Below are 21,270 nucleotides of genomic sequence, written 5' to 3'. Positions count from 1 at the left end.
CTCGCTTCATAAACTTTCGACATCGCTCTATTATATCTTACGATGTTTCTTGAGCGCCACTATATTCAGTCCCATGAAGACGATGGTGAACAGCGCAAGCACCAGGACATCGAACCAGATGCGGTCCCAGCCAGCGCCGCGTATCATGATGTTCCTAAGTGCGTCAGCACCGTATTTGAGCGGCATGATCGTGCCAATCCAGCGCAAATAGACGGACATCGTATCTAGGCTGAACAAGCCGGAGAAGAACACTTGCGGGACGATAATGAGCGGGATGAACTGAATCATCTGGAACTCGTTATTGGCAAAGGCCGAAATCAGCGTGCCCAAGGACAACGCGGTTAACGCCAGCAGCAGCGTAATGAGCAGCACGTACCAGAAGGAGCCGACCAGCATCAGGCCTAGCACGCTTGTGGCAAACCAGGCGATGAGCGCCGACTGCAGCGTCGTAAAAATGCCGAAGCCGAGAATGTACCCGACGACGATTTCCCATCTGCGCAGCGGGGTGGCAAGCAGTCGCTCCAGCGTGCCGCCGGTTCGTTCCCGCAGGAAGGCGACGCCGGACAGCAGGAAGACGAAGAAGAACACGAAGAAGCCGATGAGCACAGGACCGAAATTGTCAAAAGCCGCCATATCGGCGGAGCCGTGCAGATACGTAATGGTCGGCATGGCGGCAGCGGCGCTTGCTGGGACAGCATTTTGCACGGCCTTCTGCAGCAGGAACAGGATGGCTCTATTCTTGCTCGGATCGCTGCCTTCCAGCTGGACTTGCGGCGCTGCGCCGTTCATGGTGATGACCGCATCCAGCCGGTTGTGGTCGAGCTCGGTTTGAGCATCTTCGGACGAATAGGCGATGACTTCCGTGTTCAAGTCCTGAAGCTTGTGTACAAACGGAGCGGGCACGTTCACAGCACCAATCTTAGGCACGTACGTATCGCCGTTAAAGACGAGCGACATCATAAACAGAATGAGCATCGGGGCGACGAGCATCATCATGAGGGTACGTTTATCATGGAAAAATTGTCGTAAAATCCGAATCACAATGGCCCGTATTCTCATGCGCGTGCACCTCCGTAAGACAGGAACGCTTCTTCAATGGTTGCAGATCCCGTTGCCTGTTTTAGCTCAGTTGGCGTACCGACAGCGGTAAGGCGTCCGTCGCGAATCATGCCGAGCACGTCGCATTTCTCCGCTTCGTCCATGACGTGCGTCGTCACGACGATAGCGGTGCCTTGCTTGCTGAGGTGCGTGAGCTCCTCCCAGATCGATTTGCGCAGCACGGGGTCGATGCCTACGGTCGGCTCGTCGAGAATAAGCAGCTGCGGTTCGTGCAATAGCGAAATGGCGAGGGAGAGGCGTCGCTTCATGCCGCCGGAGAAATGGTGGATCTGCTTTTTCACGTGCGCGCTCAGATCGACGAGTTCCATGACGTCCTGAATCCGCTGCTTGCGCTTGACACCGCCCAGCCCATACAACGAGGCGAAAAACTCCAAATTCTCCTGCGCGGTCAACTCGGCGTAGAGCGCATCCGATTGCGCCATATAGCCGATGCGCGAGAGCATGGCGAGCTGCGGCATCCGCTGGCCCAGCACATCGACGGAGCCGGAGGTCGGGGCATCGATGCCTGCGATCATTCGGACGAGTGTCGTTTTGCCGGAGCCAGAAGGTCCCAGCAGACCGAAAATTTGCGCACTCGGGAGCGTTAAGGTGATATGCTCGAGCACGACCTTGTCGCCAAACTGCTTGGAGACGTCCTGGACTTGAATCAAGGGCGGGGTTGGCAAAGTGAAGCACCTCTTCCATTAAAAGTGAGTAATCACTCATTTTTGTATTGCCTCCATCATACGCGATTTACTGAATTTTGTGAAGTGAGTAATCACTCATTTTTATAAAAGTATAAAAAATGCCTCTGCCGGAAACACACTTCTTAAAGTGTATTCCGCGTCAGAGGCATTACGACCAGACGCGCTACGATTTCTCGTTAGCTTTCGGTACGCGCTTATGGTCCACCCATTTCTCGATGGATGGCGTCAACTGCTCTTTGATATTCGCGACGAGCTTGTCCTTGGACACGCCTTTCGCTTGGGCGATTTCGGCGAGCGATTTGCCCGAGCGGAGCTGCGCGCGCAGCTCGTCTTTGGTCAAACCAAGCGACTTCGCCAGCTTGTCCGTATCCGGACGCAACCCGAACTTGTGATGCTTGCCATGGCCGCTGTGCCGATCAAGCAGATTCTTTTCGTTCAGGATGAACTTCAAATGCTGCCCGAGGCCCTGCTTCATATGCTCGCCTTGATCGGCGGTCAGCTTGCCGTCCTTGACGGCAGTCTCAATCTTACTTGTCCGCATCGCCATCAGCTTCGCGGTCAGATCCGCTTCGGAGATGCCTTTCTCGGCCGCAGCCTCGACGATGCTTTTGCCGCCTTTCAGCGTCTTGAACAAGGCTTCCTTATCCACACCAATGACGGTCGCGGCTTCTTCAATAATTGGCCATTTGCGCTTGTGCTGGCCGCCGCCTTTCTCATCCGCTTGTTTCGCGGAAACAGAGGACTGATTGGTGGATGCCGGCTCCTGTGCGCCCGCCTGCAGCGCGCCGCCCAGCAAGAACGCCAGTGCGACGGAGCTGACGAGGAGCTTTTTCATCGGTAAAGCTTTCATTGCGAAAGCCTCCTTTCCTGTGAAATGGAAGTACAGGACATAGTCTGCACAGGAGGCTTTCTTTTTAGTTTAAAGGAACCTTAGGCTAATATAAATTTTTCATGAAAAAGAATTAATTGGCAGCGGCGTCTACCGCCAGATGGTATAAAGGCATGAGCGTATGGAAAGTCTCCGCAATGAAAGCTTCCAGCTTGTCTGGCTGCACAAGCAGCGGATCGGTGGCTGGCAAGTTGCGGCCCAGCAGCAATTCGGCTTTTTTCACGTCGCGGAACCGTTCGAGCGCAGACATCCAGCCGGCATGGTCCAATTCGGCCAGCGGAGTAACGTCTTTTTTCATATGATCGAACGAAAGGACGAAATCGGCAGGCAGCTTTGCCACGGTGTCCAGATGGTTCATGTAGCTGGTAGCGATCTGGCTTTTGCTCGGAAGCTCATAGATCAGGGCGAGCCAAATAAAGACGCGATCGTCAAACAAGCCGACCTGAAAATGCGGCACCTGCTTATATCCGCGTTTGTTCGGACAGATTGCGAGCCAGGTGTCGACAGGGGGATTGATTTTGCGGCGAAGGTGCTTGGCGATGTGCAGGAACATTTCGCTGCCGGCGTGCATTGAGAGATCGGCGGTCAGCGCGTCGCCCAGCGTCTTGAATTTAGGCTGAATACGCTCGCGGATCGCTTCCATGCGGCCGTCAAGCCCCTCAATTGAAAAGGTATCAAAATCGTGCGAAGTAAACCCGGTAAAACTCATAAGGCATAGCCCTCTTTTCCAAATAGCATGTTTTCAATTATTTTAAAGGATAAGCCCTTTTCTCGCAATCGGATCGTGCTACCGGCAATCAGAACTAGGCCAATAGTTCGATTTTTGTCGAAAAAAGCAGGGAAATTCAGCCATTTGCCGAAATAAATGGAGATGGCACTCGTGCACGAAGAGGAGGAAATACCGAGATGAAGCTTTCGAGAATGTCCAAAATTGGGATCGCCGGCGCTGTGATGGGCACCTGTTTTACCGCAGGCGTGTATGCGCAGGATGTGCTGCAGCGAGTCGATGCTTATTTGCGGCCGGACTTTAAAGTCGTTGTAAACGGTCAAAATATCCAGTTGGCGAACCCGCCGCTGATTTATAATAATGCGAGCTATTTGCCGGTGAAGGAACTGGGCGGGTATTTGAACGCCGTCGTCAACTGGCAGGAGAGCACGAAAACGATTTACGTGAATCCGCGCATTAATGAGAACCAGCCTGCCCAGGGCAATGAGACGAACTATACGGAAATCGTGCTCCAGTCTCCCTATGCATATTATATGGATTATCGGGGCGGCACCTATCCTGTGCTCATGAACATGACGGTGGATCAGAATTATTACCGGCTCTCGGACATTACCCGCATGGGCGTGGATACGAGCGGGCTTCGCAAGGCAAAAGAGAAATATACGCAGGAGCTGTACGTCGGGGAATCGGAGCTAAACAAAGTCTGGGGGAACCAGCCGCCGCAGCCTTCGATGACCACTTTCGAACCAATCGTTATCAGCGGAGAGAATGATCCGATCAAGCTCAAAACACTCAGGGAATACGTAGAAAGCTTCCGTTACTACCAAATTAACCAGACGGCATATTATTCAACTCCGCTCATTATCGATAAGCTGCCGGAAGAGAATACATACAGCTACCTGCTGAATGAGAATAATCATTATTACAAGACGACGCTCAAGCTGACGCAGACTCTGATCATTGGGGACAACACGCCGAATTATGTAGTTGGCAGCTCAAGCAAAGAGGACATCGAAGTGACTCCGGTCAATCCATAAAGGGTGTCAAAGATAAGGGGATGAGTACAATAAGCGCAGCGGCAACAGAAGTGGCGGAATGGATGCTGGCCGAACTGAAAAATGCCGGCATCTTGCATCAGGATAAGGCTGTGGACTATATAATGGAGAACTTTGGGGAATCCTTTATTTACATCAACGAGAACGGCAATCGTTCCATCGATAAGGAAGTTAAAAAAATCTTTAAAAAGCTGCACGGCGGAAGAGCTGCCTGGGAGCGCGACGGTTTCTTTTGGGGGTGGCACTAGCCTAGCATTCTAGGCTAGTAATCCGGCTTGTACAGGTCGATTAAGACGTCATATTTTTTGTGCGGTTTCTTTTTAAAAAATATCCATAATCCAAGTTGCTAAAACATAGAATTCATAATAAGATAACATTAAGCAGATAAGTTGTCTGAATATTTCAACAAAATATATGCGCACCATTATGGAGGGGATTGCCGTGAGTAAGAGTCATGAAGTGGAGTACTGCAACCTAGAGTTACGATTTGATCGCCGGCTAATCCGGAACTTCATTAAATCGCTCATTCAGGAAGGATATTCTCTGTATTGGAACGAAAGTGAACTGCAATTTATTATCTCGATACGCACTGGACGCAAGCTGATTAAATTGAAGTTCGAGCGCATTGGCGAGAAGTACAAAATTGTCGGCAACTACTCCTTCAAGGACGAGAAGCTAGCCGAAATGATGGAGAAGTTGATCGGGGATACACGCGGACACGCGGTCGTCAAACGCTTCAAGGACCGGCAAATTCTCATCGAGAATATTATGTTTGGTGAGATTATCCGCATGGTTGAGATCAGCGGCATCGAGCATAAAGTGCTGTATCAGAAGGAGCCAGCCGTGACCGTAGAAGAAGTGATGCAGGCACTGCGATCGAAACGGACCGACGAGCGCATTCCGGTGCTGCGGATGGAGCTGGATTATGAGCTGGCAACACTGCAGGATGCGATCGCCGCGGGGGATTTGAAGGCTGTGATGGACAGCAAAGTGAAATTGCTTGAATTGAGACAAGAAATGTTACTATTGGAGATGTGAGAATGAAGCGTGAGATGGGATAGAAGAGAGCCTGTGTGGATACATACGGGACTCTCTTTTTGTGTTTTATAGGGACCTGATCTGCGGATGGAGCGGGAGCGGGCTTTATTTTTGTTTTCAACTATTGTTAACGTGTGCATTCCTGTGGTAAGCTAAGAAACGAGGTGATGGCATGAGCGTTACCATTAAAGATATTGCCAAGCTTGCGGGTGTCTCGCATACGACCGTATCACGGGCGCTCAACAACTCTCCGCTCATTCAGGAGGAGACGAAGGAGCGCATTCGCGCGCTGGCTGAGCAGCTTGATTATACGCCGAATTACAATGCTAAGAGTCTGGTGTTGGACCGTTCGTATAACTTGGGGCTGTTTTTTACAACACTAAGCCAGGGAACGTCTGCCGGATTTTTCTACGAGGCGATCCGGGGCGTGAATTCCATCATCCAAGACCGCTACCAGCTGATTGTCAAAGGGATCGACGACTACACGAGCTTTCATTCGATTACGAAGAAAAGCTTCGACGGCATCATTGTCGTTTCCCAAAGCGACAACGATCAGCCGATGATCGAGCATATTGCCGGCAAAGGCATTCCGCTCGTCGTGCTGAACCGTCCTGTGGACACGGCAGGTGTGCTGAACGTGCTGTCCGATGAGGAGCAGGGCGCCTACCACGCCGGCTGCTACTTGATTGAGCAGGGGCATCGCCGCATTGCTTTGATAGAAGGACGCAAGGGCTTCCGTTCCGCGAAGCACAGGCAGGCGGGTTTTGAACGCGCCATGGCCGAGCACGGAATAGCCACGCCCGCGGCGTATCGCCAGCCCGGTTTATATGATCTGGAGAGCGGACATTTGGCGATGCAGAAGTTTCTTGCACTGCCTGAGCCGCCGACGGCTGTGTTTTGCTGCAACGACGAGATGGCGCTGGGCGCGATGAAAGCGGCGTACGAGGCCGGCCTTAACGTACCTATAGATATATCTGTCATGGGCTTCGACGATACGGTGTTTGCGGGGTATGTCACACCTGCGCTCACCACAGTGCGAAGACCGATTGAACAAATTAGTAAAGAAGGCGCTATGCGGCTTCTTGCCAATATAGAAAACAAGCTTCATACGACAGAGCGGGTGCTTCTCCATACGGAGCTGATCGTTCGTGAGTCGGTGCAAGCGCTACAAGCAGAAGAAAGTGGGAGAGACGCATGAGCGTATTGAGAGAGCTGTTAAAGGATATTCCAATTCCGCAAATGGTAAAAATCCGCCAAAAATTCGATCGCGCGATCATCGAAAATCCGGAGGAAGCGCTCGCGAAAGAACTTAGCGCTTCCGGTGTGATGGAAACGATTCAGCCCGGCCAGCAGGTGGCGGTCGCCGTTGGCAGCCGCGGCATCGCAAACATCGCGGGCTTTACGAAGACCACGCTCGACGCGATCAAAGCGCGCGGCGCGCATCCGTTCATCGTGCCATGCATGGGCAGCCATGGCGGCGCGACGGCCGAAGGCCAGACCGAGGTGCTGGAGCATCTCGGCATTACCGAGGCATCCATGGGCGCGCCGATCCGCTCGTCCATGGACGTGGTCGAGATCGACAAGCTGCCGAACGGGCTGCCGGTGTATGTCGACCGCATCGCCTCCGAGGCGGATGCGATTGTCGTGATCAACCGCGTGAAGCCGCACACGGCGTTCCGCGGGCGCATCGAGAGCGGCATCATGAAGATGATCGCGATCGGACTTGGCAAGCAAAAGGGCGCGGAAGCGTGCCACCAGCTCGGCTTCAAGTACATGGCGGAGAACGTGCCGGCCATGGCCAACATCATGATCGACAAGCTGCCGATCGTGTTCGGTGTTGCGCTCGTCGAGAACGCGTACGACGAGACGTGCCGCATTGAAGTGCTGCCGGCTGCGGACATTGAGGCGCGCGAGGAGGAGCTTTTGGTTGAGGCGAAATCTCGTCTGCCGAAAATCCTGTTCGATCAAGTCGATGTACTCGTCATTGACTACATCGGGAAAAACATTTCCGGCGACGGCATGGACCCGAACGTCACGGGCCGCTATCCAACGCCTTACGCGCACGGCGGACCGGACGTGTCCAAGATGGTCGTGCTTGACCTGACACCGGAGACGAAAGGCAACGCCAATGGCGTCGGCACCGCGGACTTTACGACGCAGCGCCTCGTGGACAAGACGAACCTCACGTTCACGTACGCGAACGGTCTGACATCCACGGTATGTGCGCCAACGAAGATTGCGACAACGCTGGAGAATGACTTCTATGCGATCAAAGCCGCTGTAAAAACGTGCAACATTTTGGACTACACGACGTGCCGTCTTGTGCGCATTCAAGATACGCTGCACCTCGGCGAGATCGAAATTTCCGTGAATTTGCTGGAAGAAGCGCGCCAGCACCCGGACATTGAAATTTTGTCCGAACCGTACGAGCTACAATTCGATGCAGAGGGGAACATTGTCCATGACGGAAAAGCCAGCTCCTCTCACCACTAATTCCGGAGCAGGAGACCAACCTTATGTCGTTGCCGCCGACATCGGCACGACGAGCACCAAGACGCTGATTATCGATCGGAACGGGAAGGTGCTTGCTTCCCACTCCATCGAGTATCCGTTGTTTACCCCGGCGCCGGGCCGCGCTGAGCAGGATCCGGAACAAATCTTTAACGCGGTTGTAGACGGGATCGGGGAAGTCGTGCGGAAGCTTAGTTTGACGCCGGAGCGGATCCTGTGCGTCTCCTTCTCCTCCGCGATGCACAGCCTGATCGCAGTCGATGAGCGGCTCACCCCGCTCACGCAATGCATCACCTGGGCGGATAACCGTGCAGCGCAATACGCGGAAGAGCTGCGGCGCAGCGGGCTAGGCCAACAGATTTATGCGCGCACGGGCACGCCGATTCACCCGATGTCGCCGCTGACGAAGCTCATGTGGTTCAAGGACCACGAGCCTGAGCTGACGCAAAAGACGTTCAAGTTCATCGGCATCAAGGACTACGTGTTTGCCAAATTGTTCGGCGAGTACGTCATCGACTACTCGCTGGCGAGCGCCACCGGCCTCTTCAATCTCGAGAAGCTCGATTGGGACGAGGAGGCGCTTCAGCTGGCCGGCGTGACGCCGAAGCAGCTGTCCACGCTGGTGCCGACGACGCACCGCGTCCAGGGGATGAGCGCCGAGTACGCAGCGCGGACGGGCCTTGCCGTCGACACGCCGTTCATCGTCGGCGCGTCGGACGGCGTGCTCGCCAACCTTGGCGTCGGCGCGTTTGAGCCAGGCGTCGTCGCCGTCACGATCGGCACGAGCGGCGCGGTTCGCGCCGTGGTGAACAAGCCGCAGACCGACCCGGAAGGCAAGCTGTTCTGCTACGCATTGACCGAGGATTTCTGGGTCGTCGGCGGCCCGATCAACAACGGCGGCATCGTGTTCCGCTGGGTGCGGGACCAAATCGCCACCGCCGAAGCCGAAGAGGCGCGCCGTATGGGCCTCGACCCGTACGATTATCTGACAGCGATCGCGTCGGAAGTCAGCGCCGGCTCGGACGGCCTGCTGTTCCTGCCGCTGCTGTCGGGGGAACGCGCGCCGTATTGGAATGCGAACGCGCGCGGGGTGTATTTTGGCCTCAGCTTAAGTCACGAGAAGAAGCACATGATTCGCGCAGCACTGGAGGGCGTAATGTTCTCGATTCAAGCGGTAGCGAATTCGCTGGAGCGCGTGATGGGGCCGGCGAAAGTGATTCGCGCCTCGGGCGGTTTTGCCCGTTCCGAGTTTTGGCGGCAAATGATGACCGACATGCTGGGCACGCCTGTCATCGTGCCAGACTCGATCGAAAGCTCGGGGATTGGCGCTGCTTTACTCGGCTTGCTCGCGATGGGCGAGATCGAGGATCTTTCGCTTGCCCATGAATGGATTGGGGTAGGGAAGGCACATGAAGTAAATGAAAGCGATTATCGCACATATCGACAATTGACATCTATTTACACGAACGTATATCATCAGTTAAAAGATCAATTCGACGCGATAACCGCCTTTCAAAGTCAGCAACGGAATCCGCAATCTTAAATTACGCATAATGAACTGAGAGGATGGACGACACATGAACTTATTTGATCTTTCGGGAAAAACAGCCGTTATTATCGGCGGCAACAGCACGCTTGGCGGCTCTATGGCACTTGCTTTGGCCGGTCACGGCGCAAAGGTGGCAGTCGTAGGACGAAATCAGGAAAAATGTGAAGAGGTACGGGGAAGCATCGAAGCAATCGGCGGCACAGCGAAATCGTTTGAAGCCGATGCAACGAAGCGCGCGGATCTGGAGCGCATTTTGAGTGAGGTCATCGCTTGGAGCGGCAGCGCAGACATTCTAATGAATTGTCCTGGCAAAAACAGCGCAACGCCTTTCTTTGACATTTCGGAAGAAGAATGGGATTCTATTATGGAAGTCAATTTGAAAAGCGTCGTCCTGGCCTGCCAAGTGTTCGGCAAGTACATGGTTGAGCGCGGAGAAGGCGGAAGCATTATCAACATCTCATCCGTTTCTTCCGATCCGCCGCTTTCCCGTGTGTTCACCTACTCCGCTTCGAAAGCAGCTGTGAACAACATCACACTGAACCTTGCGCGTGAATTTGCGCCGAGCCGTGTGCGTGTGAATGCCATTATTCCTGGCTTTTTCCCGGCAGAGCAGAATCGCAAGATTTTGTCGCCTGAGCGGATCGAGTCCATTATGCGCCATACGCCAATGAATCGTTTTGGCGAAGCGGCGGAGCTTCAAGGGGCTGCTGTCTATCTGGCTTCCGAGAAAGCATCCTCCTTTGTGACGGGCACGGTGCTTAGAGTGGATGGCGGCTTTGGCTCGATGACGATTTAATACTATATTTTTATATCGGAAGGGTGTATGAGAGACATGTCGAAGCAACAAATTGGTGTCGTAGGTTTGGCGGTAATGGGTAAAAACTTGGCTCTGAACATTGAAAGCAGAGGGTTTACTGTTTCTGTTTTCAACCGCTCGGCTGAGAAAACAAAAGAGCTTCTTGCTGAAGCCCCTGGTAAAAACTTGGTAGGTACATACAGCGTGGAAGAGTTCGTACAATCGCTCGAAGTGCCTCGCAAAATTTTGATCATGGTTAAAGCGGGCGGCCCTACGGACGACACCATTAACCAACTGCTGCCTCACCTCGAGAAAGGCGACATCCTGATTGACGGAGGCAACGCGTTCTTCCCGGATACGCAGCGCCGCAACAAAGAACTGGAAGCGCACGGCATCCGTTTCGTTGGAACAGGTGTTTCCGGTGGCGAAGAAGGCGCGCTGAAAGGGCCTGCGATTATGCCAGGCGGTCAAGAAAGTGCCTACAAATTGGTTGAGCCCATTTTGACAGCAATCTCGGCAAAAGTCGGCGACGACGCTTGCTGCACATACATCGGACCGGACGGTGCGGGTCACTACGTGAAAATGGTGCACAACGGCATTGAGTACGGTGACATGCAGCTCATCTGCGAAGCGTACCAATTGCTGAAAGACGTGCTGAACGTGTCTACAGAAGAGCTGCATGAAATTTTCACAGAGTGGAATAACGGAGAGCTGGACAGCTACCTCATCGAGATTACCCGTGACATTTTCACGAAATACGATGCAGAAACAGGCAAACCGATGGTTGACGTCATCCTGGACTCCGCAGGTCAAAAAGGAACAGGAAAATGGACCAGCCAAAGTGCACTGGACCTGGGCGTGCCGCTATCGATTATCACAGAATCCGTATTCGCTCGTTTCATCTCTGCGATGAAAGAAGAGCGCGTTGCGGCTAGCAAAGTGTTGAAAGGGCCTGAGGCTCCTGCATTTACTGGCGATCGCAAAGCGTTCATCGAGGCTGTTCGCCAAGCGCTGTACGCATCCAAAATTTGCTCCTATGCACAAGGCTTCGCGCAAATGAGAGCCGCTTCCGACGAATACCAATGGGATCTGAAATACGGCAACATCGCGATGATTTTCCGCGGCGGCTGCATCATCCGCGCAAGATTCCTGCAAAACATCAAGGATGCGTACGATCGCAACCCTGAACTGAAAAACTTGCTGCTGGATTCCTACTTCCAAGGCGTCGTTGATACTTATCAACAATCGTGGAGACAAGTTGTGGCAGAAGCGGTTACGCGCGGTATCGCGGTACCTTCCTTCGCATCCGCACTTGCATACTACGACAGCTACCGTACGGAAAGACTGCCAGCGAACCTGCTGCAAGCGCAGCGCGACTACTTCGGCGCGCACACGTTCCAACGTGTGGACAAAGAAGGCACATTCCACTACAACTGGATGGCCAGCGAGTAATCGGATCGGAAGGGGCTATGCCTCTTCCTGCAAGCCGTATGCGGCTTCCTTCAGCCACATTTTCAGCCGTTCGGTTTCGGTATCGAAGCCGTTATGCTGGTGAATGAGCATGAGGGAAACCTCGGCAAAATAACGAAAGTTTCGTAATAATCGTGGTTGAGCAAGGCCCTGCATTTGAGGGTCTTCTTCAGCCACTTTTTTCTTAATGTATTCGAGAATCCAGACAACATCTTCCCGGCAGAGGGCATAGCTTGGGTGCAAAATTTGCTCTAGCTTGCGTTGTGTGCGGTTCGTAAAGGCTGTGGATTGTTTCAGAACAGTCGGGTTCAAAGCGCCATCTCTCCTTCATTCAGGTGGTCTTTTTCCAAGCTTAACTGTTTCTGCTAGCGTTTATTCAGCGTATCGGAAAGTATTTCCTCGAAGTGGCTCTACGCCATCAGTAAACGCTCTCGTCCATGGAAGGACGGTGGAGACGTTTATCTTTTGTCCTACTTATATGATTTTGGATAGAAATGTATTCATGCATGTACCGCTATGGTATGATGTTGGGAAAGTTTGAAGTGACTGCTGTAGTCGCGCTTGAAGAGCGTGTGGAAAAGGGGAATTCAGGTGACCGTCCGCAATCTGGTGTTGGTAGGTTTTATGGGAACAGGTAAGTCGACGATTGGGAAAAAGTTGGCGGAGCGCCTCCATTGGCGCTTTATTGATGCAGATGAGGCCGTTGAGGCGAATCAAGGAACGAGCATTCCTGAATTATTTCGGCTTCAAGGGGAAGCTTATTTTCGCAAGGTCGAATCGCAAGTGTTGGCCGGCATTTTGACGGGCGCTTGCCAGGTCGTAGCGACCGGAGGCGGCGCTGTGCTGGCGCAGGAGAACCGGGACTGCATGCTGGCGAATAGCTTCGTTGTGGGGCTCAAAGCTTCGGCGGAAGCGATCATCGACCGTGTGAGTCAAGATACGAACCGGCCACTGCTGCAAGGCAACTTGGAAGAGCGGGTACATACGCTGCTGGAGTCGCGTAAAACGGCGTACGATTTTGCGCACGTCACGATTGACACGACGGCGTTGACGGTGGAACAGATCGTCGAGGAGATTGTCGGTCGGATGAGCTAGAGGGAGAGGAAGACAAGCTGAATCAGCTAGGCGACTTTCCGAAATCATGTACCGCCAAGTTTCAGGCAAATCGCCGTGGGCCCCGGAGACTTTGTCTGAAACTTGGCGGTAATTTCGGAAAGCGCCCTTAGTCTTCCCACTCCAGCATGCCGCCGGTCATGTTTTTGAGTCCGCTGACGCCTTGCGCTTCCAAGAACGCAAGTGCGCGCCCGCTGCGATTGCCGCTGCGGCAGACGAGGATGACTTCCTCGGCTTTAGGGAAGTCGTTCATCCGTTCAGGCAACTGCCCGAGCGGGATATGTACGGCGCCGGGAATCATGCCTTGGGCAACTTCTTCATCTTCGCGCACATCGACGATGATCAGTTTTTCGCCGCTTGCGAGGCGCGTCTTGACTTCGGATGGCAGAATGGTATCCATCGTGTGACCTCCTTCTCTTGCTCGGGGCTATGCCCCTCATCTCCGTATGATAGAAACAAAAACACGAGATGTCAAACGCACCGGCGGCTTTCGGCTAAAAGCTGGAAAAGGAGCGCCAAGGTTCCCAAGTTCTATTTCGTATGGTACACTGGCAATATAACATTAGGAAGCTAGGTTTCTGTTCAACGCGGAAACTGTACATAATTATTTATTTGTGAAGGAGCCGTCCATTTACATGAAAGCCATCGTTCATCCTACGAGTCATCTCCAAGGGGAAATTAACGCCCTTTCCTCCAAAAACTATACGACCCGCTACCTTCTGATCGGCGCGCTCGCCGAAGGGACAAGCACGATTTACTATCCTGCGCACAGCGAAGACAGCGATGCGATGCGCCGCTGCGTGCGCGACTTGGGCGCGATTATCGAAGAGGACGATGAGAAAATCGTGATTACCGGCTTCGGCAAAAATCCGAAGCATGTGTCCGAACTGAACGTCGGAAACGCCGGCGCCGTGCTTCGCTTCCTGATGTCGATTGCGGCATTTTGTCCTGATCTTACGTTCGTTAATACATATCCGGAATCGCTGGGCAAGCGCCCGCATGACGATCTGATCGATACGCTGCAGCAAATGGGCGTGGAAGTCGAGCATAACAACGGTCGCCTGCCGATTACGATCAAGGGCGGCAAGCCGCGCGGAGGCAAACTGACAGTTTCCGGCAACGTGAGCTCGCAGTTCCTCAGCTCCTTGCTTTTTATGACGCCGCTGCTTGAAGAAGACACGGAAATTGAAGTGCTTCACGATTTGAAATCGAAAATTATCGTTGGCCAAACGCTTGAGGTTATGCAGCAAGCCGGCATTATTGTGGAAGCTAGTGAAGATTTAATGCATTATCGCATCCCAGGAGGACAATCCTATCAAGCAAAGGAGTATGTCATCCAAGGCGATTACCCTGGTTCAGCAGCAATTCTGGCGGCTGCAGCCGTAACGAATTCAGACGTTCGCGTACTGCGTCTGGAAGAGAACAGCAAGCAGGGCGAGAAAGCGTGCGTAGACGTGCTTCGCGCGATGGGTGTGAACTTGACGCACGATAACGGTGTCGTCCATGTCCGCGGCAATCAGCAGTTGGTAGCTGGCGAATTCGACGGCGACCATTTCACGGATGCAGTGCTGGCGATGGTAGCGGCGGCCGTATTCGCGAAAGGCACTTCGCGTTTCTATAATGTAGAGAACCTGCGCTACAAGGAATGCGACCGTATCACCGATTATTTGAATGAGCTTCGCAAAGCCGGTGCAGACGTGGAAGAGCGTCAAGCCGAAATTATCGTTCATGGCAAGCCGGAAGGCGTCACGGGCGGCGTTGAAATCAATGCACATTTCGACCATCGCGTCATCATGGCGCTTACCGTTGTCGGCCTTCGCTCGGAGAAAGGCTTGATCATTCGCGATGCGCATCATGTAGCAAAGTCGTATCCGCAATATTTCGATCATTTGCGTTCCATCGGCGCGAAAGTCGAGCTTGTTGAGGAGTAATAAGATTATGGGCAAGTAGGTGAGTCAGCATGAGAATTCTTTGGCAGGGCCTGAAGGTGACATTCGGATTGTTTCTCGTTGCAGGACTGGTGTTTGCCAGCTCCGTGCTCGTTGTCCTGCTGTATGCCAAAGCGACCGACCAGGCACCGCTGCTGTTTGCGTCTTCGACGGTAGCGCTGGCGGCAGGAGAGCCGCCTGAGCCGTCTCCGTCGCCGACAACGATGGCGTCGCCAACGCCTTCGCCAGCCAGCCAAGTGAAATTATCAGCGATGATTGATGTCCCCGCGGTATCTCAGTTCCCTGAGCTGCCGGCAGGCTGTGAAATTACGAGCTTAACGATGCTCCTGCAGCATTACGGCGTCGCGAAATCCAAGATGGAGCTCGCCCAAGAAATGCCGCGCGACACCACGCAGGCGAAACTGAATGCTGACGGGAGCATCGCGTATTGGGGCAACCCGAACGTCGGCTTCGTCGGCGATGTATTCCGCAAGCAGCGCGGCTTCGGCATTTATCATGCAGGTCTGTTCCCGCTGTTGAAACAGTACGTACCGCAGGCCATCGATGTGACGGGCAAGCCCTTTGAAACGTACGAGCAGCAGATTGCCAAGGGAATTCCCGTTATCGTGTGGACGACGATCGACTATCAACTGCCTTACAAATGGGTGACGTGGGATACGTCGCTCGGCCCGATTCAAACGACGTATTCGGAGCACGCTGTCGTGCTCGTCGGCTACGATGAAACGAATGTGTACTTGAACGATCCGTATAACGGCGGGAAGCAAGTTCAAGTGAACAAAAAGCAGTTTACGGACAGCTGGGAAGCCATGGGGAAACAAGGTCTTACTTATTACAAATAAGAAGGAGTGCGTGTACATGGGGTTTGATAATCCGTCCAGAGACCGTATCAAGGAAATTCTGGCAGGAGCCGGCAACATTGCCGTTGTCGGTCTGTCTGATAAACCGGATCGGACGTCGTATATGGTCGCGGAAGCGATGCAAAAGAGGGGATACCGGATCATTCCGGTCAATCCAAACGCCGAGAACATCTTAGGCGAGAAGTGCTACTCGACGCTCTCCGATATTCCGGAGCCGGTCGACATCGTCAACGTCTTCCGCCGCGCGGATCAGGTTGTACCGGTCGCTGAAGAGGCAGTCAAGATCAAAGCGAAGGTGTTCTGGCTGCAGCTTGGCATCGTGAACGAGGAAGCGGGCGCAATCGCTCAGGACGCCGGTCTTGAAGTCATTATGGACCGCTGCATCAAAGTCGAGGACGCGATTCTTCATCCGCGTCAGCCATAGTGCGCAAAAAACCGCTAACAGCTCCCGTGAGGGACGTCGTTAGCGGTTTTTATATGAAACTAAGCTTTTAAAACATCATGATCGACATAACGAGCGCCGTTCAGCTCGCTGATCACGTTAATCGCCACTTTGGCGCCGTCGCCTGCTGTAATGATCGTGTGCATACTGACGCCGGCAACTGTGCCTGCCGCCCAGACGCCTTGGACATTCGTTTTGCCTTGGCTGTCTACGCCGACGATCGATTTAATGCGCGGCTCCGTGCCCGGTTTGATTTCGATGCCGGAAGCCTCTGCGAGATCTACGGACAACCCAGTGGCCAAAATTACGTGTTTTGCTGTGTATGTAGCGTCTTCCGTCGACACTTGAAGCCCTTCAGCGGACGACTCCAGTTTAACGGCTTTGCCTTGTTTAAATTCGGTACCAAACTTGGCGGCTTGCTTCTTCCCGATCTCAACGAGATCCGGACCGGTGATGCCGTCCACGCCGTAATGATTCTCGATCCAGGCTCTTTTCGTCACACTTTGATCGCTATCGATCACAAGCGTGGATTTACCTGCTTTGGACGTGAAAAGCGCTGCGCTCGCGCCTGTTGGACCTGCGCCGATAACAATAACATCATAAGACATGTGCATAAAACCTCCCTGAGAATGGTAATGGTACAAGAATAGTATGCCAGATACGCGGTTACTTAGTCAATTTATGTGTTTAGAATGTAGCTGAAAAGAATTACCAGAACGAATGACGGACCCTTATTTTGTTTTGACAAACGCACGCACAAGCTATACGATTTGAGAAGGGCCTATTCGCGTTCACGTTGGAAAGGTTCGACTATGCGAAGGAGGTAGCATCCGTTTGAACTGGATGGGGAACTTACAACAGCTTGGCCGCTCCTTAATGCTGCCTACCATTGCGCTTCCTATTTCTGCGATACTGCTCAGGTTAGGGGATTTGCCTTGGGATGCTGTACATGCCGCGGGCTTTGGAGATATGCTGATGCTCGCCGGGCGAACCGTCTTTGATTATATACCGATTATTTTTGCGGTTGGCGTTGCGCTCGGGTTAACGGAAAGCGCGGGCATCGCCGGCCTGTCGGCCATGCTCGGTTACTTTATGTTTACGCGGCTGGTTGAACATGAGCTGGGCTCGCAATTTCAACTAGGGGTGTCAGGCGGCATCCTGATCGGGCTTTTGTCCGCTATTATTTATCATCGCTTTAAAGATGTAAAGCTGCCGGAGTACATTCAATTTTTTGGCGGGCCAAGGATCGTACCGCTAATTATGGGCTTCGCTACCTTAATTGTCTCGTATATTATGATCGGCATCGGACCTTATTTGGAAATGGGGATGGGCAAGCTGTCCTCATTTCTACTCGGATTAGGGGGCTTCGGCGCCTTTCTGTACGGTATCGGCCACCGTTTGCTCGTGCCTTCGGGACTGCATCATATTCTGAACAACTTCTTCTGGTTTCAGGTGGGCGCATACAAAGAGCCTTCAGGCCAGTATGCCTATGGTGATCTGCCGCGATTCTTCGCGGGCGATCCTACGGCGGGCATTTACATGGCGGGCTTATACCCGATCATGATGTTTGCGCTGCCGGCCATCGCCTTTGCCATTATCGGAGAAGCACGAGAAGATTTGAAACCCAAAATCAGGGCGACGTTTCTCACCGCTGCGTTGGCCTCCTTCTTAACCGGGGTGACCGAGCCGATTGAATTCGCGTTTCTTTTTGTGGCGCCGTATCTGTTTGTCGTTCATGCGATTCTATCGGGGGCTGCGATGTGGATTGCGTACGAGCTGAATATTCATCACGGATTCTCCTACTCGGCCGGAGCGATCGACTATATTATCAACCTGCACCTCGCGCATAACGGACTGCTGCTGATTCCGATCGGCATCGTCTACGGGCTCTTATATTACTTCTTGTTCCGCTGGGCAATTCAGCGTTTTCGGATTCCGACGCCGGGACGGGAAGAAGGCTCGCCTCTGGAAGAATGGGCAGGGGATATCCCGTACCGGTCTCCGCTCATTTTACAGGCGCTTGGCGGGAAAGAAAATATTAAGAAGATTGAAGCCTGCATTACAAGATTGCGACTTACACTTGTCAACGATCGTCTGATGGACATCACGGCACTTAAACACTTGGGAGCAGCAGGCGTCATTCGTCTTGGAGGGGGCAATGTACAAGTCGTGTTTGGGACATTTTCAGAACTCATTCGAGAAGAAATCATGAAAGTGCTGCGCAAAGATATTCATGTCGTACTCTTTACAGCGCCGATGCAGGGACGCATGATTCCGATTGAAGAGGTGCCGGATAAAATTTTCGCTTCGCGCCTCGTCGGCAACGGCGTCGCCTTCATCCCGGAGAAAGGGGAACTGTTCTCTCCGGTCGCGGGTACGATCATGCACATTTACCCCACGATGCACGCGCTGGGGATTGTCACGGAAGAAGGGCTTGAAGTGCTGCTGCACATCGGTATCGACACTTCCAGCCTTCCAGGTAAATGCTTTAACGCCGTCGTGAAGGAGGGCGATCACGTCGAGCCGGGCCAGCTTTTGGTCAAATTCAATTACAATAAAGTGAAAAAGCTTGCCTCTTCGCTGGCGACACCGATGATTATCACCAATCCGGACATCGTCAAATCATGGAGCTTTGCGCCGTACAAGTCGGTTAAAAAAGGCCAGGCCTCCGTGATGTCTGTGGTTCTGAAGCCAACTAAGTCCGAAGGGGGGACAAACGGATGATTAGAGGGATAGGAGCTTCTTCGGGCATTGCAATGGGCAAAGCCTTCGTGATTCCAACCTGGGAGTGGGATTTTCCGGAAAAAATGATTGACGTCACCGACCTCGCTTATGAGTTCGAGCGTTTATATGACGGCATCCGCTCCTCCAAGGATGAACTCGAGCTCATCAAGCAGGAGATCAAAGAAGTGGTCGGCCAGGATCAGGCCTATATTTTCGATGCGCATCTGGCAATTCTGGAAGATCCGATTTTTATGAACGAGATTCAGGGTATTATCGAGCTTCAGTACAAAGCAGCGGAAGTCGCGGTTAAAGAAGTGATTGATAAGTTCGTCGATATGTTTAATCTGATCGATGACGAATACATGAAAGAGCGGGCGCTCGACATTAAAGATGTCGGTAATCGTCTGCTCAAGCACCTGCTGGGAGATACGAACCAGACGGTGCCGCCGAGCGATCATCCGTATATTTTGGTGGCGAAGGAGCTCACGCCGTCTCAGCTGGCGCATCTCGATCCGTCGAAAGTGCTCGGGCTGCTGACGATTCTCGGAGGCACGCATTCCCATGTGTCGATCATGGCGCGCGCGATGTCCGTTCCATACGTGCTCGGTCTGGAGGGCAAACTGCTCCGGCCGATCCAGAACGGCGACTTCCTGATCATTGACGGCCAAGAAGGGACGCTGTACATCAATCCGGATAAAATCACCATCGAACGCTATCAGATGCGGCAAAAAAATTGGCTTGATTTTAAAGAAAGCTTGCAGGAAATTGCCGATGTTGCGCCGGTGACGCTGGACCAAAGCCTGGTAAACCTGCATGCGAATATTAATTCCGTCATGGAGATTGATCAGGTGATCCGCAACGGTGCATCCGGCGTCGGTTTGTTCCGGACGGAGTATCTGTACATGGACCGCGACTCCTTGCCGACGGAAGACGAGCAATTTGAAGTGTACCGTCACGCGGCGATTCAGCTCAAAGGGCGTCCGATTGTGGTGCGCACGCTGGATATTGGCGGCGATAAGAAGCTGGACTATTTGCCGCTCGCGAAAGAAGACAATCCGTTCCTTGGCTATCGAGCGATTCGAATTTCCCTTGACCGCAGCGAGCTGTTTCTAGCGCAGCTCAGGGCGATTTTGCGGGCCAGCCATTACGGAAACGTGAAAATCATGTACCCGATGATTACGTCGCTGGATGAGGTAAGGCAGGCTAAAGCGCTGCTGGAGCGGGCCAAAGCCGATCTCACTGAGCGAGGTGTGCCGTTTAATCCAGACATTGAGGTTGGCCTGACAATTGAAGTGCCCGCTGCCGCGCTGATTGCCGACGTGCTGGCGACGGAAGTGAATTTTATGAGCATCGGTACCAATGATCTCGTCCAGTATGTACTGGCCGTTGATCGCATGAATGAAACGATCGCGCACTTATACAATCCTTATCATCCTGCGGTCATTCGCATGCTCAAGCTTGTGATTGACGCAGGCAAAAGGGCGGGCATTCCCGTCGGCGTCTGCGGAGAAATGGCGGGCGATATTCGTGCGCTCCCGATCTGGTTGGGGCTTGGCATCGAAGAGCTGAGCATTTCGGTGCAGACGCTGCTGCAAGTGAAGCACAGGCTGCTTACGAGCGATTCGGCGGCATGCAAAGCGCTGGTCGACCGCATCCTCGTATGCCGAACGAGCGATGAAATTATCGAATTGCTCGCCGAAACGGAACACAAAGAATCGATAGCAGGAGGGGCATAGCGCATGTCATTAACAGGACTGAAAGTATTGGCTTTTGTAGATGAAGAATTCGAAGATTTGGAGATGTGGTACCCGGTTCTCCGCTTGCGAGAAGCTGGCGCTACTGTGGACATCGTCGGACCGAAGGCGGGAACCGTGTATCACGGTAAATATGGCGTACCGATCACGACGGACTACGCCTTTGACGAGGTCATATCGCAAGATTACATCGGGCTGTATGTGCCGGGCGGCTGGGCGCCGGATAAACTGCGCCGCTATCCCGACGTCCTCCGCCTGACGAAGGAGTTCCATGCGGATGTCAAGCCGATCGCACAAATTTGTCATGCCGGTTGGGTGCTGATCTCCGCCAAAATTGTGAACGGCTATACGATGACGTCAACGCCGGGCATCCGCGATGATCTGGAAAATGCAGGCGCAACGTGGGTGGATGAAGAGGTGGTCGTTGATCGCAACATCGTCTCCGGCCGCAGACCGCCGGATCTGCCGGCGTTCTCCAAGCGTTTTGTGGATGAGCTTATCCAATTTAGCGGGCGATAGGCAAATCTGCCTACTCCTTTCCACTGGTGGGAAAAACTACTACGTATTCCTCGGAAGGAAATTCAGAGGGAT

At 53.1% G+C, this 21,270-nt stretch carries 22 protein-coding genes; 15 read left to right on the top strand and 7 right to left on the bottom strand.

Translation table 11 applies throughout. The features are described 5' to 3' along the window. Nucleotides 1-30 precede the first annotated feature (30 nt). The 4 genes from ABE504_RS05290 to ABE504_RS05275 form a co-directional block, all read right to left on the bottom strand. Nucleotides 31-1,059, bottom strand: a complete 1,029-nt coding sequence (locus tag ABE504_RS05290; protein WP_430085496.1) for an ABC transporter permease — start codon at nucleotides 1,057-1,059, stop codon at nucleotides 31-33. Then, a complete protein-coding gene (locus ABE504_RS05285; RefSeq protein ID WP_430085493.1) occupies nucleotides 1,056-1,784 on the bottom strand; it encodes an ABC transporter ATP-binding protein in 729 nt (242 codons plus the stop codon). Before ABE504_RS05285 ends, ABE504_RS05290 begins: the two co-directional genes overlap by 4 nt. A 184-nt stretch (nucleotides 1,785-1,968) precedes the next feature. Beyond that, nucleotides 1,969-2,655: a hypothetical protein gene (locus ABE504_RS05280; protein WP_430085490.1), complete on the bottom strand. Its 687-nt coding sequence runs from the start codon at nucleotides 2,653-2,655 to the stop codon at nucleotides 1,969-1,971. Between the two features lie 112 nt (nucleotides 2,656-2,767). Next, entirely contained in the window at nucleotides 2,768-3,403 is a 636-nt protein-coding gene (locus tag ABE504_RS05275) for a YktB family protein (protein ID WP_430085488.1), read from the bottom strand. Between the two features lie 197 nt (nucleotides 3,404-3,600). Between ABE504_RS05275 and ABE504_RS05270 the strand changes: the two genes are divergently transcribed. From ABE504_RS05270 to gndA, 8 genes are all read left to right on the top strand, one after another. Beyond that, the gene (locus ABE504_RS05270) at nucleotides 3,601-4,458 is read left to right on the top strand and encodes a stalk domain-containing protein (protein ID WP_430085485.1); all 858 of its coding nucleotides are present in this window, start codon (nucleotides 3,601-3,603) and stop codon (nucleotides 4,456-4,458) included. A gap of 20 nt (nucleotides 4,459-4,478) precedes the next feature. After that, entirely contained in the window at nucleotides 4,479-4,724 is a 246-nt protein-coding gene (locus ABE504_RS05265) for a DUF6953 family protein (protein WP_430085482.1), read from the top strand. A gap of 193 nt (nucleotides 4,725-4,917) precedes the next feature. Next, nucleotides 4,918-5,514: a hypothetical protein gene (locus ABE504_RS05260; RefSeq protein ID WP_430085479.1), complete on the top strand. Its 597-nt coding sequence runs from the start codon at nucleotides 4,918-4,920 to the stop codon at nucleotides 5,512-5,514. Nucleotides 5,515-5,686: 172 nt separating this feature from the next. Further along, nucleotides 5,687-6,712 (top strand): LacI family DNA-binding transcriptional regulator, encoded by a 1,026-nt coding sequence (locus ABE504_RS05255; RefSeq protein WP_430085476.1) that lies wholly within the window; start codon nucleotides 5,687-5,689, stop codon nucleotides 6,710-6,712. Then, complete coding sequence (locus ABE504_RS05250) at nucleotides 6,709-8,007, top strand: lactate racemase domain-containing protein (RefSeq protein ID WP_430085473.1); 1,299 nt, start codon at nucleotides 6,709-6,711, stop codon at nucleotides 8,005-8,007. The genes ABE504_RS05255 and ABE504_RS05250 overlap by 4 nt, the downstream gene beginning before the upstream one ends. Beyond that, on the top strand, nucleotides 7,976-9,568 hold the full coding sequence (gene gntK, locus ABE504_RS05245; RefSeq protein ID WP_430085470.1) for a gluconokinase: 1,593 nt from the start codon (nucleotides 7,976-7,978) through the stop codon (nucleotides 9,566-9,568). The genes ABE504_RS05250 and gntK overlap by 32 nt, the downstream gene beginning before the upstream one ends. 34 nt (nucleotides 9,569-9,602) lie before the next feature. Next, complete coding sequence (locus ABE504_RS05240; protein WP_430085467.1) at nucleotides 9,603-10,370, top strand: SDR family oxidoreductase; 768 nt, start codon at nucleotides 9,603-9,605, stop codon at nucleotides 10,368-10,370. A 36-nt stretch (nucleotides 10,371-10,406) separates the two neighbouring features. Further along, nucleotides 10,407-11,822 carry an NADP-dependent phosphogluconate dehydrogenase gene (gene gndA / locus ABE504_RS05235; protein WP_430085465.1) on the top strand — a complete coding sequence of 472 codons (1,416 nt, stop codon included), beginning with the start codon at nucleotides 10,407-10,409 and terminating at the stop codon, nucleotides 11,820-11,822. Nucleotides 11,823-11,837: 15 nt separating this feature from the next. Here gndA and ABE504_RS05230 read toward each other — a convergent pair whose 3' ends face one another. Then, nucleotides 11,838-12,152 (bottom strand): hypothetical protein, encoded by a 315-nt coding sequence (locus tag ABE504_RS05230; RefSeq protein WP_430085463.1) that lies wholly within the window; start codon nucleotides 12,150-12,152, stop codon nucleotides 11,838-11,840. 279 nt (nucleotides 12,153-12,431) lie between these two features. On the opposite strand from ABE504_RS05230, the gene ABE504_RS05225 reads away from it, so the two are divergent. After that, nucleotides 12,432-12,935, top strand: coding sequence for a shikimate kinase (locus ABE504_RS05225; protein WP_430085460.1), 504 nt, complete (start codon nucleotides 12,432-12,434; stop codon nucleotides 12,933-12,935). 127 nt (nucleotides 12,936-13,062) lie between these two features. Here ABE504_RS05225 and ABE504_RS05220 read toward each other — a convergent pair whose 3' ends face one another. Next, entirely contained in the window at nucleotides 13,063-13,353 is a 291-nt protein-coding gene (locus tag ABE504_RS05220) for a rhodanese-like domain-containing protein (RefSeq protein ID WP_430085457.1), read from the bottom strand. Nucleotides 13,354-13,588: 235 nt separating this feature from the next. Between ABE504_RS05220 and aroA the strand changes: the two genes are divergently transcribed. Genes aroA through ABE504_RS05205 form a run of 3 tightly spaced genes read left to right on the top strand, consistent with a single transcriptional unit; the run spans nucleotide 13,589 to nucleotide 16,183 of the window. Further along, the gene (gene aroA, locus ABE504_RS05215; protein ID WP_430085454.1) at nucleotides 13,589-14,884 is read left to right on the top strand and encodes a 3-phosphoshikimate 1-carboxyvinyltransferase; all 1,296 of its coding nucleotides are present in this window, start codon (nucleotides 13,589-13,591) and stop codon (nucleotides 14,882-14,884) included. Between the two features lie 29 nt (nucleotides 14,885-14,913). Continuing rightward, nucleotides 14,914-15,741 carry a C39 family peptidase gene (locus tag ABE504_RS05210; protein WP_430085451.1) on the top strand — a complete coding sequence of 276 codons (828 nt, stop codon included), beginning with the start codon at nucleotides 14,914-14,916 and terminating at the stop codon, nucleotides 15,739-15,741. A 16-nt stretch (nucleotides 15,742-15,757) separates the two neighbouring features. Further along, nucleotides 15,758-16,183 carry a CoA-binding protein gene (locus ABE504_RS05205; RefSeq protein WP_430085448.1) on the top strand — a complete coding sequence of 142 codons (426 nt, stop codon included), beginning with the start codon at nucleotides 15,758-15,760 and terminating at the stop codon, nucleotides 16,181-16,183. A 59-nt stretch (nucleotides 16,184-16,242) separates the two neighbouring features. Here the strand turns inward: ABE504_RS05205 and ABE504_RS05200 are convergent, their stop codons facing one another. Continuing rightward, a complete protein-coding gene (locus ABE504_RS05200) occupies nucleotides 16,243-16,809 on the bottom strand; it encodes an NAD(P)/FAD-dependent oxidoreductase (protein WP_430085445.1) in 567 nt (188 codons plus the stop codon). Nucleotides 16,810-17,035: 226 nt separating this feature from the next. Here ABE504_RS05200 and ABE504_RS05195 point away from each other — a divergent pair, with 226 nt between their 5' ends. Genes ABE504_RS05195 through ABE504_RS05185 form a run of 3 tightly spaced genes read left to right on the top strand, consistent with a single transcriptional unit; the run spans nucleotide 17,036 to nucleotide 21,198 of the window. Then, nucleotides 17,036-18,925 carry a glucose PTS transporter subunit IIA gene (locus ABE504_RS05195; protein ID WP_430085442.1) on the top strand — a complete coding sequence of 630 codons (1,890 nt, stop codon included), beginning with the start codon at nucleotides 17,036-17,038 and terminating at the stop codon, nucleotides 18,923-18,925. Next, nucleotides 18,922-20,661: a phosphoenolpyruvate--protein phosphotransferase gene (ptsP, locus tag ABE504_RS05190; RefSeq protein WP_430085439.1), complete on the top strand. Its 1,740-nt coding sequence runs from the start codon at nucleotides 18,922-18,924 to the stop codon at nucleotides 20,659-20,661. Before ABE504_RS05195 ends, ptsP begins: the two co-directional genes overlap by 4 nt. A 3-nt stretch (nucleotides 20,662-20,664) precedes the next feature. Next, a complete protein-coding gene (locus tag ABE504_RS05185; protein ID WP_430085436.1) occupies nucleotides 20,665-21,198 on the top strand; it encodes a type 1 glutamine amidotransferase domain-containing protein in 534 nt (177 codons plus the stop codon). The last annotated feature ends 72 nt before the right edge of the window (nucleotides 21,199-21,270 follow it).

The sequence above is a fragment of the Paenibacillus oryzisoli genome, assembly GCF_050467285.1.
GTDB classification, from domain to species: domain Bacteria; phylum Bacillota; class Bacilli; order Paenibacillales; family NBRC-103111; genus Paenibacillus_E; species Paenibacillus_E oryzisoli_A.
This window is presented reverse-complemented; position numbering and strand designations above follow the sequence as displayed.

Bases quoted from the DNA above. Each gene is read 5' to 3' on its own strand.
- ABE504_RS05205 (WP_430085448.1), top strand. From the start codon at position 15,758: ATGGGGTTTGATAATCCGTCCAGAGACCGTATCAAGGAAATTCTGGCA.
- aroA (WP_430085454.1), top strand. From the start codon at position 13,589: ATGAAAGCCATCGTTCATCCTACGAGTCATCTCCAAGGGGAAATTAAC.
- gndA (WP_430085465.1), top strand. From the start codon at position 10,407: ATGTCGAAGCAACAAATTGGTGTCGTAGGTTTGGCGGTAATGGGTAAA.
- ABE504_RS05200 (WP_430085445.1), bottom strand. From the start codon at position 16,809: ATGTCTTATGATGTTATTGTTATCGGCGCAGGTCCAACAGGCGCGAGC.
- ABE504_RS05210 (WP_430085451.1), top strand. From the start codon at position 14,914: ATGAGAATTCTTTGGCAGGGCCTGAAGGTGACATTCGGATTGTTTCTC.
- ABE504_RS05290 (WP_430085496.1), bottom strand. From the start codon at position 1,059: ATGAGAATACGGGCCATTGTGATTCGGATTTTACGACAATTTTTCCAT.
- ptsP (WP_430085439.1), top strand. From the start codon at position 18,922: ATGATTAGAGGGATAGGAGCTTCTTCGGGCATTGCAATGGGCAAAGCC.
- ABE504_RS05240 (WP_430085467.1), top strand. From the start codon at position 9,603: ATGAACTTATTTGATCTTTCGGGAAAAACAGCCGTTATTATCGGCGGC.
- ABE504_RS05265 (WP_430085482.1), top strand. From the start codon at position 4,479: ATGAGTACAATAAGCGCAGCGGCAACAGAAGTGGCGGAATGGATGCTG.
- gntK (WP_430085470.1), top strand. From the start codon at position 7,976: ATGACGGAAAAGCCAGCTCCTCTCACCACTAATTCCGGAGCAGGAGAC.
- ABE504_RS05255 (WP_430085476.1), top strand. From the start codon at position 5,687: ATGAGCGTTACCATTAAAGATATTGCCAAGCTTGCGGGTGTCTCGCAT.
- ABE504_RS05280 (WP_430085490.1), bottom strand. From the start codon at position 2,655: ATGAAAGCTTTACCGATGAAAAAGCTCCTCGTCAGCTCCGTCGCACTG.
- ABE504_RS05275 (WP_430085488.1), bottom strand. From the start codon at position 3,403: ATGAGTTTTACCGGGTTTACTTCGCACGATTTTGATACCTTTTCAATT.
- ABE504_RS05220 (WP_430085457.1), bottom strand. From the start codon at position 13,353: ATGGATACCATTCTGCCATCCGAAGTCAAGACGCGCCTCGCAAGCGGC.
- ABE504_RS05270 (WP_430085485.1), top strand. From the start codon at position 3,601: ATGAAGCTTTCGAGAATGTCCAAAATTGGGATCGCCGGCGCTGTGATG.
- ABE504_RS05250 (WP_430085473.1), top strand. From the start codon at position 6,709: ATGAGCGTATTGAGAGAGCTGTTAAAGGATATTCCAATTCCGCAAATG.
- ABE504_RS05185 (WP_430085436.1), top strand. From the start codon at position 20,665: ATGTCATTAACAGGACTGAAAGTATTGGCTTTTGTAGATGAAGAATTC.